General features: G+C 75.7%; 1 protein-coding gene. It reads left to right on the plus strand.

The features are described 5' to 3' along the window. Positions 1 to 4: 4 nt before the first annotated feature. Entirely contained in the window at positions 5 to 20,020 is a 20,016-nt protein-coding gene (locus ACIGXM_RS15815) for a non-ribosomal peptide synthase/polyketide synthase (protein ID WP_396561071.1), read from the plus strand. Positions 20,021 to 20,067 lie beyond the last annotated feature (47 nt).

Consider the following 20,067-nt stretch of genomic DNA (forward strand, 5'->3'; position numbering starts at 1 on the left):
GACCATGACGCCTTCGAAGCGAGACCGCGCCGCGGCCCTGCCCGAGGACCTGCGGGAGGCGCTGCGCCGCCGGCTGGCCGGACGGTCCGGCGGCGAGGGGGCCGCCGCCGACCGGAGCATCCCGCGCGCCGAACAGGGCCGCCCACTGCCCCTCTCGTTCGCCCAGCAGCGCCTGTGGTTCCTGGACCGGCTGCGGCCCGGCGACCCCCGCTACAACAGCGCGGTCGCGCTGCGGTTCACCGGGCCGCTGGAGTGCGGGGCGCTCGCCCGGGCGCTGGCCGCCGTCGTGGCACGCCATCAGGCGCTGCGGACCACCTTCGACGAGACCGACGGCCGGCTGGTGCAGACCGTGCGACCGGCGGAGCCGGTGGCGCTTCCGATCCGGGACCTGAGCGCGCCGGAGACCCTCGACGCGACGTTGTCGAAGGAGTACTCCCGCCCCTTCGACCTGCGGCAGGGCCCCCTGCTGCGCGCCCTGCTGGTGCGCGAGTCGGACAACTCGCACGTCCTTCTGCTGACCGCGCACCACATCGTCACCGACGGCTGGTCGATGGGCGTGCTCCTGGACGAGCTCTGCACCGCCTACGACGCCCTGGCCCGGGGTGCCGCACCGGAGCTTCCCCCGGTGGCGACGCAGTACCCGGACTTCGCGGTGTGGCAGCGCGAGCAGCTCTCCGGTGCCCGACTGGAGAAGCATCTCGCCTACTGGAAAAGCAAGTTGGCCGGCTCCATGACGCCGGAGCCGCCGCTGGACCGGCCCCGGCGCGGCGAGGAGGCCGGTCCGGGCGCGGTGCACACCTTCACCGTCCCCGGACACCTGACGGCCCGGTTGCGCGAGCTCGTGACGGAGCAGCACACCACGCTGTACACCGCCCTCGTCGCCGCCACCCAGGCGCTGCTGGCCCGCTGGTCCGGCCAGGACGACGTCGCCGTCGGCTCGCTGACGCCCGGACGGTCCCGCACCGATCTCGAACGCGCCGTCGGCTGCTTCGTCAACACGGTGGTGCTGCGCACCCCGGTGGAGCCGTCCGGGTCCTTCCGTGACCTGCTGGCGACCGCCACCGGCACCGTGAACGATTCCTTCGCGTACGGTGACACGCCCTTCGAGCGGCTCGTGGAGGCGGTGGGCGCGCCCCGCGAGGCGGGCCGCAACCCGCTGTTCGACGTGATGGTGCTGCTGCACCCCGCGCCGCCCGCCGCCACCGCCCCGCACGGGCTGGACGTCGCCCCCGTCACCGTGCCACGGCAGGCCGCCACCTTCGACCTGAGCGTCGAGTTCGTGCCGGACGGGGAGGGACTGACCGGCCTGCTGGAGTACCGCAGCGACCTGTTCGACGAGTCCACCGCGCGGCGGATGGCCGAGCAGCTCCTGCGGCTCCTGGAGGGAGCCGTCGCCGAACCGGACCGGCCCCTGGGCACCCTGCCGCTGCTCTCCGCGCAGGAGTTCGACCGGGTGACGCGGCACTGGAACGCCACCGCGCTCCCCGTCGACGACACCACCTACCCCGAGATCCTCCAGCGCCGGGCGGCCCTGACGCCGGACGCCCTCGCCCTGGTCGCCGGAGACGAGCGGCTGGACCACGCCACGCTCAACGCCCGCGCGAACCGGCTCGCCCACCATCTCATCGCCCTCGGCGCCGGTCCCGAACGGCTGGTCGCGCTGCGGCTGCCGCGCACCGCCGACATGGTCGTGGCGATCCTCGCCGTCTGGAAGTCCGGCGCCGGCTACCTGCCGCTGGACCCGGCCCTGCCGACGGAGCGCGTCCGGTACCTGCTGGACGACGCCCGGCCGGCTCTGGTCCTGGACGAGGCCGCGCTGCGCGCGGTGCCCGACACGGCCCCGGACACCGACCCCCGCGACGCCGACCGCCTCGCCCCGCTGCGCCCGGCGAACACCGCCTACGTCATCTACACCTCCGGCTCCACCGGTCGTCCCAAGGGCGTCGCCGTGCCGCACCGCGCGGTGGCGAACCTGCTGGCCGCCCACCGGGCGGGATTCGTCGCCGACGCGGGCGGCGGCCCGCTGCGGGTGGCGCTGACCGCGTCGTTCTCCTTCGACACCTCCCTGGAGGGCGTGCTGCTGATGGCCGACGGCCACCCGCTGCACCTGGTGGACGAGGCGACCCGGATGGACGCGGCCGCCCTGGTCGAGTACGTCGTCCGGCACCGGATCGACTTCCTCGACGTGACCCCCTCCTACCTCGGGCAGCTGCTGCCCGCCGGGCTGCTCACCGATCCGCGCCACCGCCCACGCGTGTTGATGCTCGGTGGCGAGGCGGTCGGCCCCCGCCTCTGGCGCGAACTCGCCGGCCACCCGGAGGTGGCCGCCTACAACTTCTACGGCCCCACGGAGTGCACGGTCGACGCGTTGGCCTGCCGCATCGTGGAGGGCGACCGCCCGCTGGTGGGCCGTCCGCTGCCGGGCGTCCGGGCCTACGTCCTCGACGACCGGCTCCAACCGGTGCCGCCCGGGGTCGGCGGCGAGCTGTACCTGGCGGGGGAGCAGGTCGCCCGCGGCTACGCCGGCCGTCCGGGGCTGACCGCGGCGCGGTTCGTGGCCGACCCCATCGGGCCGTCCGGCACCCGCATGTACCGCACGGGTGACCTGGCCCGCTGGACCACCGACGGGCGTCTCGACTACCTCGGGCGCGCCGACGACCAGGTCAAGGTGCGCGGTCACCGGATCGAACCGGGCGAGGTCGAGGCGGCTCTGCTGGACCTGCCGGAGGTCGTCGCGGCCGCGGTCGCCGCCGTGCCCGACGCGCACGGCCACACCCGGCTGGCGGCCTACGTCGTCCTGGCCGCCGGCACCGTCGCGGAAGGCACCGTACGGCCCGTCCCCGACCTGCGGGCGGCCCTGCGGCGGGTGTTGCCGGATCACCTGGTGCCCTCCTCCTTCACCGTGCTGGACGCGCTGCCGCTCACCACCAGCGGCAAGCTGGACCGCCGCGCCCTGCCCGCCCCCGACCCCGAGGGCGACCGGCGGGAGCGGGAGTTCGTCGCCCCCCGCACGCCCGAGGAGGAGACGCTGGCCGCCGTCTGGGCCGAGGTGCTCGGCGTGGCGAGGGTCGGCGTCACGGACAACTTCTTCGAGCTGGGCGGCGATTCGATCCTGAGCATCCAGGCCGTCTCCCGGGCCCGTGCCGCGGGCCTGGAACTCAGCTCGCGTGACGTCTTCCGCCACCAGACCGTCGCCGACCTCGTCGCCGCGGCCCGCCGGACCGCCACCCCGGCCGCGTCGCCGCGAACGCACGACGACGGCCCCGCCCCGCTGACTCCCGTTCAGGAGTGGTTCTTCGCCACGCACGGCCCGCTGCGCCACTTCAGCATGTCCCTGGTGCTCGACCTGCCGCGCGACCTCGACGAGCGGGCACTGGAAGAGGCGGTGGCCGCGGTGGCGGCGCAGCACCCGGCGCTGCGCACCCGGTTCGCGCGCACCGGTGACACCTGGCGGCAGCACCCCGGCGCGGGCCCGGTCACCGGGCTGCTGACCCGCCACCACCCGCCCGTCGCCGTCGCCGGCGCCGACCCCGAGGCCGTCCAGGCCGCCCGGGTCCGGGCCGCCGACGCCGCCCGCGCGGCGCTGGACCCGGCCACCGGCGCCCTGCTGCGCGCGGCCCTGCTCCCTCGGTCGGGCGACGCGCGGCCCCAGCTCTTCGTGACGGCCCATCACCTGGCCGTGGACAGCGTCTCCTGGCGCGTGCTCCTCGCCGACCTGGAACGCGCCTACCGCCAGGCGGCCGAGGGCCGGCCGCCGCGCCTGGAGCCCGAGCACGCCCCGTTCACCGACTGGGCCCGCCGGCTGGCCGAGCGCGTGCGGACCGGGGAGCTCGACGACGACCTGTCGTACTGGAGGGCCGAGGCCCTGGAGCCGGTCACCCCGCTGCCCGTCGACCGCTCCGGCACCCCGCTCGCCGGATCCGTGCGCACCGTGCGCACCCGGGTGGACCGCGCCACCACCGAGGCGCTGCTGCGGCGGGTCCCCGGGGTCTACCGCACCCAGGTCAACGACGTGCTGCTCAGCGCGCTGGGCCGGGCGCTCGCCGACTGGACGGGCGCCGAGCGGGTGACCGTCGCCCTGGAGGGCCACGGCCGGGAGGACCTCGGCGGTCCGGCCGGCTCCGACCTCGACGTCTCCCGGACGGTCGGCTGGTTCACCACGCAGTACCCCGTCACCCTCGCCCCGGCCGGTCCGGCCGGCGCGCCGGACTGGGCCGCCACCCTGAAGGGGATCAAGGAGCGGCTGCGGGCCGTGCCCCGTCGTGGCCTGAGCTACGAGGCGCTGGCCCGGCTCGGCTCGCCCGACCCGTCCGCCGGAGCCCTGCGGGACCTGCCGCTGCCCCAGGTGTCCTTCAACTACCACGGACAGTGGGCGGCCTCCGGGGGAGCGGACTTCGCCCCCAACGGCGAGGTCCTGGGCCGGGACACGGCCCCCGACGAGCGGCTGGACCACCTCCTCGACGTGTCCGCCGTGGTGGCCGACGGCGAGCTGGAGATCACCTGGCACTACAGCGACCAGGTACACGAGGCGGACACCGTCCGCCGCCTGGCGGACGCCATGGTCGGCGCGCTGGCCGCCATCGTCGAGCACTGCGCCCGCCCCGACGCGGGCGGACGCACCCCCTCCGACTTCCCGCTGGCCGGTCTGGACCAGGCCGCAGTGGACCGGCTCGTCGGTGACGGGCGGGACGTGGAGGACCTGCTGCCGCTCACCCCGCTCCAGGAGGGCATGCTCTTCCACCGTCTGGTCGGTGGGCCGGACGACGTGTACGTCGACCAGGCCGCACTGCTCCTGGAGGGGGTGGGCGACCCCCAGGCCCTCGCCCTCGCCTGGCAGCGGGTGGCCGACCGCACGCCCGCGCTGCGCACCTCGGTGGTGTGGGAGGGCGTACCCGCACCGCTCCAGGTCGTGCACCGTGGCGTCCGAATACCGGTGACCCACCTGGACCTGCGCGCGACGGACCCGGGAGAGCGCGCCGACCGGCTGGCCCGGCTGCGCGCCGACGACCTCGCGCGGGGCATGGACATCGGCACGGCACCCCTGACGCGACTCACCCTGGTCCGGCTGCCCGACGCGCGCCTGAACCTGCTCTGGACCTCCCACCACCTGATCCTGGACGGCTGGAGCCTGGCCCAGGTCCTCACCGACGTCTTCGAGGAGTACGCGGCGCTCACCACCGGCGCCGGGACGCGACCGGCCGTGCGCCGGCCCTTCGGCGACTACGTGCGCTGGCTGGCCGACCAGGACGCCGGGGCCGCCGCCGCGCACTGGCGGGGCGTCCTCGACGGCTTCACCACCGCGACCCCGCTGCCCGTCGACCGCGGCCGGCGGGAGGTCCACCGGACCCGGTCGGCGGACGTGCACACGGCCGGGCTCTCCGAGGAGGTGTCCGAGCGGCTGGCCCGCACCGCCCGGCAGGCCGGACTGACGCTCGGCACCATGGTGCAGGGCGCCTGGGCGCTGTTGCTGTCCCGCTACAGCGCCGAGCAGGACGTGCTGTTCGGCACCACCGTCTCCGGACGCCCCGACGACCTGCCCGGCGTCGAGTCGATGATCGGCATGTTCATCAACACCCTGCCGACCCGGGTCCGGGTGGACGGCGGCCGGACCGCCGCCGCCTGGCTCCGGGACCTGCAAGAGGCGCAGGCCGAGGCACGGCGCTTCGCCGCGGTGTCCCTCGCCGAGCTGACCGGTCTCAGCGACCTGCCGTCCGGCAGCGCGCTGTTCGACAGCATGGTCGCCTTCGAGAACTACCCCTTCGACGAGACCCGCACGGCGGGCTCCGGCGTGCGCCTGGCCGACGTGTCCTCCCGCGACGCCACCAACTACCCGCTCGTGCTCCGGGCCTACCAGGGAGAACGCTTCGGCTTCGACCTCGCCTACGACCCGGAGCTGTTCGACGCCGTGACCGTGCGAACCATCGCCGACCGCCTGTGCCTGCTGCTCACCGAGCTGGCCGGGGACCCGTACCGCCCGCTGCGCGCCCTGCCCTGGACGACCGCCGAGGAGCGGCGGCGCGTGCTGGTCGACTGGAACGGCACCGCGCAGGGCCGGCCCGCGCGGACCCTGGTGGACCTCTTCGAGGCACAGGCCGCCCGCACCCCGGACGCCGAGGCCGTCACGTGCGGCGAGGACCGCCTCGACTACGCCACGTTGGACGCGCGGGCCAACCGGCTCGCCCACCGGCTGGTCGAACTCCACGCGGCTCCCGAGCGGTTCGTGGCCCTCGCGCTGCCCCGCTCGGTCGACCTGGTCGTGGCGGTCCTCGCCGTCCTCAAGACGGGCGCGGCCTATCTGCCCGTCGATCCCGGACTGCCCGCCGAACGCGTCGCCCGACTGCTGCGGGACGCCGGGCCGGTGGCCCTGCTGACGGTCTCTGAGGAAGCCCCGGGGGCGCGGGAGGCCGGTGTGCCGGTCCTGCCACTGGACGACCCGGAGGTGCGCGCCGACCTGGCGCGGCGTCCGGTCACCGGGCTCGCCACCGCCCACCGCCCGCTGCCGGAGAGCCCCGCCTACGCCATCTTCACCTCCGGCTCCACCGGCCACCCCAAGGGTGTCGTGGTGCCCCACGCCAACGTGGTGCGCCTGTTCGACCGGACCCGCGACTGGTTCGGCTTCGGCGCGGACGACGTCTGGACCCTGTTCCACTCCTACACCTTCGACTTCTCGGTGTGGGAGCTGTGGGGCCCGCTGCTGTACGGCGGCCGGCTCGTCGTGGTGCCCGAGGACACCGCCCGCTCCCCGGAGGAGTTCCTGCGCCTGCTGGCCGACGAACAGGTCACCGTCCTCAACCAGACCCCGTCCGCGTTCTACCAGCTGGTGCGCGCGGACGCCGAACATCCCGGGATCGGCGACCGACTGGCGCTGCGCACGGTGGTCTTCGGCGGTGAGGCGCTGGACGTGACCCGGCTCGCCGACTGGTACGCCCGCCACCCGGACGACGCACCGCGCCTGGTGAACATGTACGGCATCACCGAGACGACCGTGCACGTCACCCGCGCCCCGCTGGACCGCGCGACGGCGGCGGCCGGCAGCGCCGGGCCGATCGGCACCGGCATCCCCGACCTGCGGCTGTACGTGCTCGACGCGGACCTGGCCCCCGTGCCGCCGGGCGCGGTGGGTGAGCTGTACGTGGCGGGGGAGGGCCTGGCCCGCGGCTACCTGAACCGGCCCGGCCTGACCGCCACCCGCTTCGTCGCCGACCCCTTCGGGGGGCCCGGCACCCGGATGTACCGCACCGGCGACCGGGCGCGGTGGCGGGCCGACGGCACCCTGCAGTACCTGGGCCGCGCCGACCAGCAGGTGAAGATCCGCGGCTACCGGATCGAGCCCGGCGAGATCGAGGCCGCCCTGCAGACCCACCCGGGCGTGGGCCTCGCCACCGTGGGCGTGTACGAGGACGCCTCCGGCACGCGCCGGCTGGTGGCCCACGTCGTCGGCGGCGCCGACCGCGCCGCGGCGCCCCCGGCGGCCGACCTCCGCGCGCACCTGGAACGGCTGCTGCCCGCGTACATGGTGCCCGCCGCCTACGTCCCGGTGGCGGCCATGCCGCTCACCGCCAACGGCAAGCTCGACCGGCGCGCCCTGCCCGCGCCCGGCCCGGACGGCTTCGCCACCGGCCACGACCGCACCGCGCCCCGCACCCGCGCCGAACGGCTGGTCGCCGCGGCGTGGACGGACGTGCTGGACACCGACGAGGTCGGCGCCGACGACGACTTCTTCGCCCTCGGTGGCGACTCCATCCTCGCCGTCCGCGTCACCTCCCGGCTGCGCGCGGCGTTCGGCGCGGACGTCTCGCCCCGGCTGCTGTTCACCCACCCCACGCTGTCGGACCTGGCCGCCGCCCTCGGAGACCCGGCCGGGACCGGGAGCTCGCCGGCCGACGTCATCCCCGCCGCGGACCCGGACGCCGAGCCGCCACTGTCGTACGCCCAGCAGCGGCTGTGGTTCCTCGACCGCTTCGAGCCGGGCAGCACCGAGTACACGACCCTGTCCGCGCTCCGCCTGCGCGGCCCGCTCGACGTGGGCGCCCTGGGCACCGCCCTGGACGCCCTGGTGGCCCGGCACGAGGCGCTGCGGACCACCTACGCCGAGCAGGACGGGCGGGCGCGGCAGGTCGTGCGCCCCCCGGAGCCGGTCGAGCTGCCGTGCGAGGATCTCCTCGGAGCGGCCCCGGCAGCCCTCGACGCGCTGCTGGAACACGTCGCCGCCACTCCGTTCGACCTCGCCACCGGGCCCCTGCTGCGCGCCCGGCTGGTCCGGCTGGCCGATGACGAGCACATGCTGGTCCTGGCCGTGCACCACATCGCCACCGACGGATGGTCCATGGCCGTCCTGGGCCGGGACCTGGGCGAGCTGTACGCGGCGGCGCGAGAGGGGCGCCGCCCCGACCTGCCGGCGCTGCCCGTGCGGTACACCGACTACGCGGCCTGGCAGCGGGCCCGCACCGACCGCGTCGAGGAGGACCTCGGCTACTGGCGCCGGGCTCTGGACGGCATGGTCCCGCTGGAACTGCCCACCGACCGGCCGCGACCCGCGGTGCGCACCCGTGACGGGGCCCTGGTGACCTTCACCCTGCCCGCCGCGCTGACCGGACGGCTGCGCGAGCGGGGCCGGGAGGCCGACGCCACCCTCTACATGACCCTGCTGACGGCCTGCCAGGTCCTGCTCGCCAGGTGGGCCGGCGAGGAGGACATCGCCGTCGGCACCGTCACCTCGGGCCGGGAGCGGAGCGAACTCCACGACGTGGTCGGCATGTTCGTCAACACCCTGGTGCTGCGCGGCCGGGTGCGCCCGGACCTGTCGTTCCGCGAGCTGCTGGCCCGGTCGCGCACCGCCGTCCTGGAGGCGTTCGCCCACCAGGAGGTGCCCTTCGAACGGCTGGTGGACGCCTTCCAGCCGGAGCGCGACACCAGCCGCACACCGCTGTTCCAGGTGATGGTGGCCCTGCACAACCTGGGCGCCGAGACGCCCCGGCTGCCCGGCCTGGACGTGGCACCGGTGACACCACCGGTCCGCAACGCCACCTTCGACCTCTCCTTCGACTTCGTCGAGCGCGACGGCGGCCTGACCGGCTACCTGGAGTACAACACCGGCCTGTTCGACGCGGAGACCGCCGAGGGCCTGGCCACCCGGCTGAGGATCCTGCTGGAGGCCGCGGCCGGGGATCCGGGCGCCGCGGTCGGCACACTTCCGCTGATGACGACCGACGAACGGCGTGAGGTGCTCCGGCAGGGGCGGGGCGAGCGGCTACCCGGGGCGGACACCACCTTTCCCGCCCTGTTCGAGGCGCAGGCCGTCCGCACCCCGCGCGCCACCGCCCTGGTCGCCCGGGACGCCACCCTCGACTTCAGCGCCCTCAACGAGCGGGCCAACCGGCTCGCCCGCCACCTCGTCGGCCTCGGCGCCGGTCCGGAGCGCGTGGTCGCCGTCCGGCTGCCGCGCGGCTCGGACCTGCTGGTGGCGCTGTTCGCGGTGCTCAAGGCGGGCGCCACCCTGCTCTGCGTCGACCTGGACCTGCCCGAGGAGCGGGCCGGCCTCCTGCTCGACGACGCCCGGCCGCAGACGGTGCTGACGGCGGACGTCCTGCGCGAGGTGCCGTGGGACCGGCTGCCCGCGCACGACCTCACCGACGCCGACCGGACGAGCCCCCTGCTGCCGCAGCACACCGCCTACGTCGTCTACACCTCCGGCTCCACGGGCCGGCCCAAGGGCGTCGCGGTGGAACACCGTCACCTGGTCAACCTCTGCCGGGACCACCACGAGGGACTGGTCGCGCCGCACGTCGCGGACGGGCGGCTGCGGGCCGCGCTCAGCGCCTCGTTCTCCTTCGACACCAGCTGGGAAGGTCCCCTGCTGCTCGCGCTCGGCCAGGAGGTCCACCTCATCGACGAGGACGTCCGGCTGGACCCGCAGGCGTTCTGCGCCCAGATCGTCGAACGCCGCCTCGACCTGCTGAACGTCACCCCCTCCTTCCTGCGCGAACTCACCTCCGCGGGCCTGCTCGCGCCGGGCCGCCACCATCCGCGCCTGCTGCTGGTCGGCGGCGAGGCCGTCCCCGCCGCCACCTGGCAGGAGCTGTGCGCGGCCCGAGCGGGCCTCGGCGTCACCGCCTACAACATGTACGGGCCCACCGAGTGCACCGTCGACGCCGTCTACGGCCGGTGCACGGACCGCCCCGACCGCCCGGTCATCGGTCGCCCCGGTCGCAACCTGCGGGCCTACGTGCTCGACGGCGCGTTGCAGCCGGTGCCGCCCGGTGTGCCCGGGGAGCTGTACCTGGCCGGCGCACAGGTGGCGCGCGGCTACCTGAACCGGCCCGGCCTGACCGCCGTCCGCTTCCTGCCCGACCCCTTCGGGCCGCCCGGCACCCGCATGTACCGCACCGGCGACCTGGCCCGTTGGGACGCGCGCGGACTGCTGGAGTTCCTCGGCCGCGTCGACGAGCAGGTCAAGATCCGAGGGTTCCGGATCGAGCCCGGCGAGGTGGAGGCCGCCCTGCTGGACCACCCGGACGTCGCCGACTCCGTGGTCACCGCACGCGAGCACGCCGGCCGCCTCATGCTCGTCGCCTACCTGGTGCCCGCCGGGGACCGGGTACCGCCCGCCGACGAACTGCGGGCCCGGCTGCGGCGGACGCTGCCCGACCACATGGTGCCCGCCGCGTTCGTCCCGCTGGACCGGATCCCGCGGACCACCAGCGGCAAGACCGACCGCCGCGCGCTGCCCGCCCCGCCCGCCCAGCCCGACAGCACCACCCCGTACGTGGCGCCGCGGCCCGGCACCGAGGAGGGGCTCGCCGCGATCTGGGCCGAGGTGCTCGGTGTGGCGCGGGTGGGCGCCCAGGACAACTTCTTCGTGCTCGGCGGCGACTCCATCCTCAGCATCCAGATCGTCTCCCGCGCCCGGGCCGCGGGGCTCGCCCTCACCACCAAGGACGTCTTCCGGTACCAGAACGTCGCCGAACTCGCCCTGCGGGTCGGCGAGGTGGTCGCCCGCCCGGACGCCGGGGGCGACACCCCGCCCGCCGAGGCACCGCTCACCCCGATCCAGCACTGGTACCTCGACGGCCGCCGGCCCGGCGACGCGCTGCGCTTCACCATGACCCAGCGCCTGGAACTGGCCCCCGGGACCGACCCCTCGGCCCTCCGCCGGGCGGTCTCGGCCCTCGTGCACCGCCACCCGGCCCTGCGCACCCGGTTCCGCCACACCGGCACCGGTTGGCGTCAGGAGGTGACGGCCCAGGCGCCGGAAGGCGTCTTCACCCGGCACGACGTGGCCGGCCTCGACGCCGCGGGCCTGGAGGCGGAGGTGCGACGCGCCACGGAAGAGGCCCGGGCCTCGCTCGACCCCACCGACGGCCGGGTGGCACGCGTGCTGTTCTTCGACCGCGGCGGGGAGCGGGAGGGCCAGCTCGTCATCACCGTCCACCACCTGGCCGTGGACGGCGTCTCCTGGCGCATCCTGCTGGCCGACCTCGAGGCGGCGTACCAGGCGGCCAGGGCCGGGGAGACGGTCGAACTGCCCCCGGCGGGCACGTCCTACGGTCACTGGGCCACCCGGCTGGACCGGCACACCCGCTCCGGTGCCCTGGACGCCGACACGGACTACTGGGCGCGCGCCTGCGCGGCTCCGGCCGGCCTGCCCGCCGGCCGGCCCGGCACCAACAGCCACGGCACCGCCGCCACCGTCACCGTGACGCTGGACGCGCAGGCGACCGACGCGCTGCTGCGCCAGGTCCCCGAGGTCTACCGGACCCAGGTCAACGACGTCCTCCTCAGCGCCCTGGGCCGCACCCTGACCCGATGGTGCGGGCGCGACACCGTTCTGGTCGGCGTGGAGGGGCACGGCCGCGAGGACCTCTTCGACGACGTGGACCTGTCCCGGACGGTGGGCTGGTTCACCGCCGAGTTCCCGCTCGCCCTGCGCGTCGCCCCCGACGCCGGCTGGCACGACACCCTGCGCTCGGTCAAGGAGCAACTGCGCGCGGTCCCGCTGCACGGGCTGAGCCACGGCGCGCTGCGCCATCTGATGCCGGGCAGCCCGCTGGCCGGTGCACCGGCCCCGGAAGTCGGCTTCAACTACCACGGGCAGTGGGATGCCGGCGACACCGGCACGGACGGCCTGTACCGCGGCTCGCTGCCCCCGACCGGCGGCGACACCGACCCGGACGAACCCCGCCCCTACCTGCTGGACATCACGGGAGTGGTCCAGCACGGACGCCTCGAACTGGGCTGGACCTACCCGACGGCCGTCTACGACGAGGCCACCGTCCGCCGGCTGGGCGAGGAGATGTGCGCCGCCCTGCGCGACATCGTCGCGCACTGCGCCCGCCCCGGGGCCGGCGGCCGGACCCCGTCCGACTTCCCGCTCGCCGGGCTCGCCCAGGAGCAGCTGGACCGGCTCGTCGGCGACGGCCGCCACGTCGCCGACGTGCTGCCGCTGACCGCGCTGCAGTCCGGGATGCTCTTCCACGGACTGGTCGACACCGAGGGCGCCTACTTCGACCGGATCGCGGTGCGGCTGGCCGGAGTGGCAGACCCGCGCGGGTTCGCCCGGGCCTGGCAGCAGGTCGCCGACCGCACACCGGCGCTGCGTTCCAGCGTGCACTGGCGGGGCCTGCCGCACCCGGTCCAAGTGGTCCGCCAACGTGCCGAGCTGCCCGTCGCCCACCTGGACTGGCGTCATCTGACGCCCGGGCGGCGGGCGGAGGAGACCGAGCGGCTGCTCGCCTCGGACCGCGCCGCGGGCATGGACCTGACCACCGCGCCGCTCACCCGCCTGGCCCTGGCCGCGCTGCCCGGCGACGAGGTCCTGCTGCTGTGGTCCACCCACCACCTCATCCTGGACGGCTGGAGCAGCGGGCAGCTGCTGACCGAGGTGTGCGAGGAGTACGCCGCGCTGACCGGCGGTCCGCGGGCGCCCCGGCCGGTACGGCGGCCGTTCGCGGACTTCCTGAGCTGGCTGGGCGACCAGGACGAGAACGCGGCCGAGGCCCACTGGGCCGACGTCCTGGCCGGCTTCACCGCGCGCACCCCGTTGCCGTACGACCGCACGCCGACCGAGTCGCACCGCGCCCGTTCCGGCGCGACCGTCCAGCACGGGCTGGACGAGGCGGTCTCGCGGCGGCTGCGGGAGACCGCCGCCAGCGCCGGAGTGACCGTCAACACCGTGGTGGAGGGCGCCTGGGCGCTGTTGCTGGCACGCTACGGCGGCGGCGACGACGTGGTGTTCGGCACCACCGTGTCCGGGCGCCCGGCCGAACTGCCCGGCGTCGAGTCGATGATCGGCATGTTCATCAACACGGTGCCGACCCGGGTCCGGATTCCCGCCGGTGGCGTGCTTCCCTGGCTGCGGGACCTGCAGGAGCGGCAGAGCGACGGCCGCCGCTTCGACCACCTGGCGCTCTCCCGCGTCCAAGGGCTGAGCGACGTGCCGGCCGGCGAGGCGCTGTTCGACAGCATGGTGGTGTTCGAGAACTACCCCGTCGACGAGTCGGCCGCGGCCAGGACCGGGGTGCGGGTGGCGGAGGTGCGCGCCGACGACGCCACCACCTTCCCCTGGTGCCTGCGCGCCCACCTGACCGAGCGGCTCGGCTTCGACCTGGCCTACGACCCCGCGCTGTTCGACCGCCGCACGGTCCAGGACGCGGCCGACCGCCTGGTCGTCCTGCTCACCGCCCTCGCCGACGGCCTCGACGGTGACCTCGGCGAGCTGGACCCGCTCACCCGGGCCGACCGGGAACTGCTGGCGTCGTGGCAGGCCACCGCCCGCCGGGCGGCTCCGCGCAGCCCGGTGCGGGTCTTCGCCGAGCAGGCGGGCCGCACCCCCGAAGCGGTCGCGCTGCGGCAGGGCGGGAACGAGCTGACCTACCGCCAACTGGACGACTGGTCGGACCGCCTGGCCTCCCGGCTGCTGACGGACGGCCTGGCGCCCGAGGCCCGGGTGGCGCTGCTGATGGACCGCTCGGCCGAACTCGTCGTCGCCCAGCTGGCCGTGCTCAAGGCGGGCGGCGCCTACGTGCCCGTGGACGCCCGGGCCCCCGAGGAACGCCGCCGGGTCCTGCTCGCCCGGGCGGGCGCCACCACCCGGCTCACCGCCGAACAGGTCGCCGCCGCACGGACCGACGTGGCCGGGGAGGCGGCGCGGCCCGTGCCGCCCGCCGACCCGGACCGGCTGGCCTACGTGATGTTCACTTCCGGATCCACCGGACAGCCCAAGGCGGTGGCGGTACGGCACCGCGACGTGGCGTCGCTGGCCACCGACAGCCGCTTCGCCGGCGGCCTCTGCGACCGGGTCCTCCTGCACTCGCCGGTGGCCTTCGACGCCGCCACCTTCGAGGTGTGGGCACCGCTGCTCAACGGGGGCTGCGTGGTCGTCGCCCCCGAGGGGCCGGTGGACGCGGCGCTGCTGCGGCGGCTGGCCGGGAGCGGCGGGTTGACGGCGCTGTGGCTCACCGCCGGGCTCTTCCGGCTGCTGGCCCAGGACACGCCGGACTGCTTCGCCGGCCTGCGCCGGCTGTGGACCGGCGGTGACGTGGTGCCCGCCGCCGCCGTGCGCCGGGTCCTGGGCGCCTGCCCCGGCCTGAGCGTGGTGGACGGCTACGGACCCACCGAGACCACGACCTTCGCGACCTCCTTCACCCTCGCGGACGCGACGACGGTTCCCGACACCGTTCCCATCGGCCACCCCCTGGACGACAAGCGCGTCCACGTCCTCGACGGCCGCCTGCGGCCCGTCCCGCCGGGCTGTGCGGGCGAGCTGTACGTGGCTGGCGAGGGCGTGGCGCGCGGCTACCTGGGGCGTGCGGGCGAGACCGCGGCACGCTTCCTCGCCGACCCCCTCGGTCCGCCCGGCGCCCGGATGTACCGCACCGGCGACCTGGCCAGGCGGCGCCCGGACGGAACCGTCGAGTTCCTGGGCCGCGCGGACGACCAGGTGAAGATCCGCGGGTTCCGGGTGGAACCCGGCGAGGTGGAGGCCGCGCTCGCGGCACACCCGGAGGTCACCGACGTCGCCGTCCTCACCCGTGAGGAGCGGCCCGGCGGCAGGCGGCTGGTGGCCTACGTGGTCGGCCCGGCCGGGAACGACCCGGAGGAACTGCGGGCCTTCGCCGCCCGCGCCCTGCCCGACTACCTGGTCCCCGCCGCCTTCGTGCCGCTCGCCGCCCTCCCGCTGAGCGGCAACGGCAAGGTCGACCGGGCGGCCCTCCCGGCGCCGGACGCGGAACACGGCGGTGGGCACCGCGAGCGGGTCGCGCCGCGTACCGAGGCCGAACGCCGCACGGCGGAGGTCTTCGGGGAGGTCCTGGGCATGCGACCGCCCGGCGTGGAGGAGAGCTTCTTCGAGCTGGGCGGTGACTCCATCCTCAGTATCCGCCTGGCCGGACGCCTGTCCGAGGCTTTCGGCACCGACCTCACCCCCCGCACGGTGTTCGCCCACCCCACGCCGGCCGGCCTGGCCCGGCTGCTCACCGAGGAACAGGGCCAGCCCGGCGACCCGGCCGGCACCGGGCGCCGCGCCATCGTCCCGGTCGCCCGCGACACGGCCGCGCCGATGTCCTACGCCCAGCAACGCCTGTGGTTCCTGGAGGAGTTCGCGCCCGGCGGCGCCGAGTACGTCACCGCGCTCGCCCTGCGCCTGCGCGGCGCCCTGGACACCGGAGCGCTCGGCGCGGCCCTGCGCGCCCTGGTGGCCCGCCACGAGTCGCTGCGTACCACCTTCGACAGCGTCGACGGCCACGGCGTCCAGAACGTCCATCCGCCGCAGGACGTGCCGCTGCCGCTGCACGACCTGTCCGAACTGCCGGAGGATCCACGGCAGTCGGCACTGCGCCGGCTGCTCGCCGGGGAACGCGCCCGCCCCTTCGACCTGCGCCGGGGACCACTGCTGCGCACCGGCCTGGTACGGCTGGCCGACGACGACCACGTGCTGGCCCTCACCCTGCACCACATCGTCACCGACGGCTGGTCGACCGGTGTCCTGCTCACCGACCTGGCCCACCTCTACCGGGCCGAACTGGACCGCACCGCGCCCCAGTTGCCGTCGCTGCCGGTCCAGTACGCGGACTACGCGCACTGGCAGCGCACGGCCGGCGACACCGACGCCGACGACCAGCTCGCCTACTGGCAGGAGCAGTTGGCGGGAACAGAGCCGCTCCACCTGTCCACCGACCGCCCCCGGCCGGCGGTGCGCACCAGCAGCGGAGCCACCGCCCGACTGGAGCTGCCCGCCCGCACGGCCCGCCGCCTGGCCCGGGTCGGCCGCGAGCGGGGAGCCACCCTGTTCACCACGCTCGTCGCCGCCGCCCAGGCCTACCTCGCCCGGCTCAGCGGCGACGCGGACATCGCCGTCGGCACCGTCACCTCCGGCCGCGACCGGGCCGAGACGCAGAACCTCGTCGGGTTCTTCGTCAACACCCTGGTGCTGCGCTCGCGGGTCGAGACGCGGCGGCCCTTCACCGAGTTCCTCACCGACGTGCGGCAGACGGTGCTGGACGCCTTCGCCCACCAGGACGTCCCGTTCGAACGGGTGGTGGACCAGGTGCAGCCGGTCCGCGACACCAGCCGCACCCCGCTCTTCCAGGTCATGGTCGTCCTGCAGAACACCCCGGTGGCCGATCTCGACCTGCCGGGCCTCGACGTGACGGACGTCGAAACCGAGGTGGAGCAGGCGGCGTTCGACCTCACCCTGGAGTTCGCCGAGACGGACTCGGGGGCACTGCACGGCCTGATCACCTACAACACCGACCTGTTCGACGCGGCCACGGCCGAGCGGATGGCCGGCCAGCTCGGCACCTTGCTGGCCGCCGTCGCGCAGGACCCCGGGCGGCCCGTCGGCGCGCTGCCGCTGACCGGTGACGGCGAGCTGAAAACCCTGCTGGACCAGGCCCGGGGCACGTTCCGACCGGTGCCCGAGGCGACCCTGCCGGACCTGTTCGAGCGGCAGGCGGCCCGCACCCCCGACGCGGTGGCGCTGCTGGACGGCGGGCGGGAGCTGACGTACGCGGAGGTGGACCGGGCGGCCAACCGGCTGGCCCACCGGCTCATCCAGCGGGGCGTGGGGCCGGAGCGGTTGGTCGCCCTCGCCCTGCCCCGGTCGGCGGGGGCGGTGGTGGCGCAGCTCGCCGTCGGCAAGGCCGGCGGTGCCTTCCTTCCGGTGGACCCGGACTACCCGGCGCAGCGGCGGGAGTTCATGGTGCGCGACTCGGGCGCCCGCGTGGTGCTCGACGACCCGGCTGAGGTGTGGGCCGCGGACGGGCCGGAGACGGCGCCCACGGACGCCGACCGCACCACCGCGCTCACCCCCGAGCACCCCGCCTACGTCATCTACACCTCCGGGTCGACCGGGACGCCCAAGGGCGTGGTGGTGACCCACCGTGGACTGGCCGCCTTCGCGGCCGCCGCCGCCGAGCAGTACGCCGTGGGCCCCGGCGACCGGGTGCTGCAGTTCGCCTCGCCCAGCTTCGACGCCTCCGTGCTGGAACTGTGCGTCTCCCTGCTCGGCGGGGCCGCGCTGGTCACGGGGGAGGAGGGTCCGCTGGTCGGTGAGCGGCTGGCCGAGGTGCTCGCCGACCGGTGCGTCAGCCACACCCTGATCCCCCCGGCGGCCCTGGCGACCGTGGAACCGGAGACGGCCGACGCGCTGCCCGCCCTGCGCACCCTGATCGTCGGCGCCGAGGCCTGCCCGGCCGACCTGGTCGACACGTGGGCCGCCGGCCGCCGGATGATCAACTCCTACGGTCCCACCGAGGCCACGGTGGTCGCCACCTGGACCGGCCCGCTGTCGCCGGGCGGGGGCACGCCGCCGATCGGCCGCCCCTGCGGCGCCACCCGCGGCTACGTCCTCGACGCCGCCCTGCGGCCCGTCCCACCCGGCGTGACCGGGGAGCTGTACGTGGCCGGACCGGGCGTCGCCCGCGGCTACCTGGGCCGCCCGGGCCTGACCGCCCAGCGGTTCGTCGCCGACCCGTTCGGCGCGCCGGGGGAACGCATGTACCGCACCGGCGACCTGGTGCGCCGGCACGCCGACGGCGACCTGCGCTTCGCCGGACGCGTGGACGACCAGATCAAGGTGCGCGGCTTCCGGATCGAGCCGGGTGAGATCGAGACCGCGCTGCGCCGCAGCACCCTGGTGCGCGACGCGGTCGTCACCGTGCGCGCCGACGCCTCCGGGGACGGGGCGGTCGCCGGGCCCGGCCGGCTGGTGGCCTACGTCGTCCCCGCGGACGGGTCCGCCGGACCCCTGCCGGAGCGGGTGTCCGCCGGTGAACTGCGCGGGCACCTGGCCGGGCTGCTGCCGCCGCACATGATCCCGTCGGTGTTCGTGCCGCTGGAACGGCTGCCGCTCACCCCGAACGGCAAGACCGACCGGCGGGCCCTGCCCGCACCCGGGCCCGCGCAGGCCGCCGCCGGGCCGCGCCTCGCACCGCGGACCGACACCGAACGCCGCATCGCCCGGATCTGGGCCGACGTCCTGGGCATCCAGGAGATCGGCGCCGACGACAACTTCTTCGTGCTCGGCGGCGACTCGATCCTCAGCATGCAGGTGGTGTCGCGGCTGCGCCGGGACGGCCTGCACCTGGCGACCCGGGACCTGTTCACGCATCAGACCGTGGCCGAGCTGGCCACCGTCGTGCGCGACGCCCCACGGCGCGGCGGCGACGGCCCGGTGACGGGAGAGGTGCCGCTCACCCCCATCCAGGAGTGGTTCCTGACCACCCCGCGCGCCGCCCACCAGCACTTCAACCAGTCGACGCTGCTGGAACTCGACGCCGACCCCGACCCGCGGGCGCTGCGCGCCGCCCTGGACGCCCTGCTGGAACACCACGACGCCCTGCGCATGCGGTTCACCCGGGACGAGGAGGGCTGGCACCAGTTCAACCCGCCGCCGGCCCGCACCGAGGACCTCCTCGTCCCGTACGACCTGACGGGGCGGTCCGCGGCGGAGGCCGACGCTGCCATGGCGAAGGCCGCCGACGAGCTGCACGCCCGCTTCGACCTGGCACGCGGTCCGCTGCTGCGGGCGGCCCTGTTCACCGGCGACCCCGGTCGGCCGGTCCACCTGCTCCTGGTCGCCCACCACCTGGTCGTCGACGCCGTCTCCTGGCGTGTGCTGCGCGACGACCTGGAGAGCGCCTACCAGCAGGCCCTGCGGGGCGGCCCGATCACGCTCGGGGAGCGCGGCACCTCCTTCCGGGAGTGGGCGCTGGGGCTCGCGGCCCACGTCGCGGAAGGTGGCCTGGACCACGAACTGCCCTACTGGGAGGAGGCGGTGACCGCCGGGACGGCCCCGCTCGACCGCCCCGCGGGACACCAGCCGGCCGAGACCGCGGCGGTGACCGTGGAACTGGGCGAAGAAGACACGGCGGCCCTGCTGCGGGCCGCGCCGACGGCCTACCGCACCCGCGTCAACGACGTGCTGCTGGCCGCGCTCGCCCTGGCGCTGGCCCGCTGGACCGGGCACCAGCGGGTCCGCCTGGACCTGGAAGGACACGGCCGCGAGGACGTGCTGGACGGCGTCGACCTCTCCCACACGGTCGGCTGGTTCACCACCGTCTACCCGGTCGCCTTCCAGGTGCCCGCTCCCGACGACTTCGGCCCGGACCGTGACTGGCGTTCCCTGGTGAAGGCGGTACGCCGGCAACTGCGCGCGGTGCCGGGCAACGGGCTGGGCTTCGGCGCCCTGCGCACCTTCGGTTCGCCCGACGTCCGCAAGCGCCTCGCCGCCGGCGCGCACGGCCTGGTGGTCTTCAACTACCTCGGTCAGTGGGACGCCCGGTCGGAGGTCCCCGAGGGTGGCCTGGTCCGGGCCGAGCACGGCTCCTTCGGGCAGGACCACGACCCCCGGGACGGCGGCTCCCACCTGGTGGAGGTGGTGGGCGCGGTGCAGCACGGCCGCCTCGCCTTCACCTGGCACCACCGCCCCGCGGTCCACGACACGGCCACCGTGCGCCGGGTGGCCGAGGAGTTCGGCCAGGCACTGCGCCACATCGCCCGGCACGCCCGAGGAGGGCGATGACGAGATTCCGACCGCGCGGGGCGCCGCTGCCGCTGGCCGCCCCGCGC

The organism is Kitasatospora sp. NPDC052896, from assembly GCF_044547075.1.
Lineage (GTDB): Bacteria > Actinomycetota > Actinomycetes > Streptomycetales > Streptomycetaceae > Kitasatospora.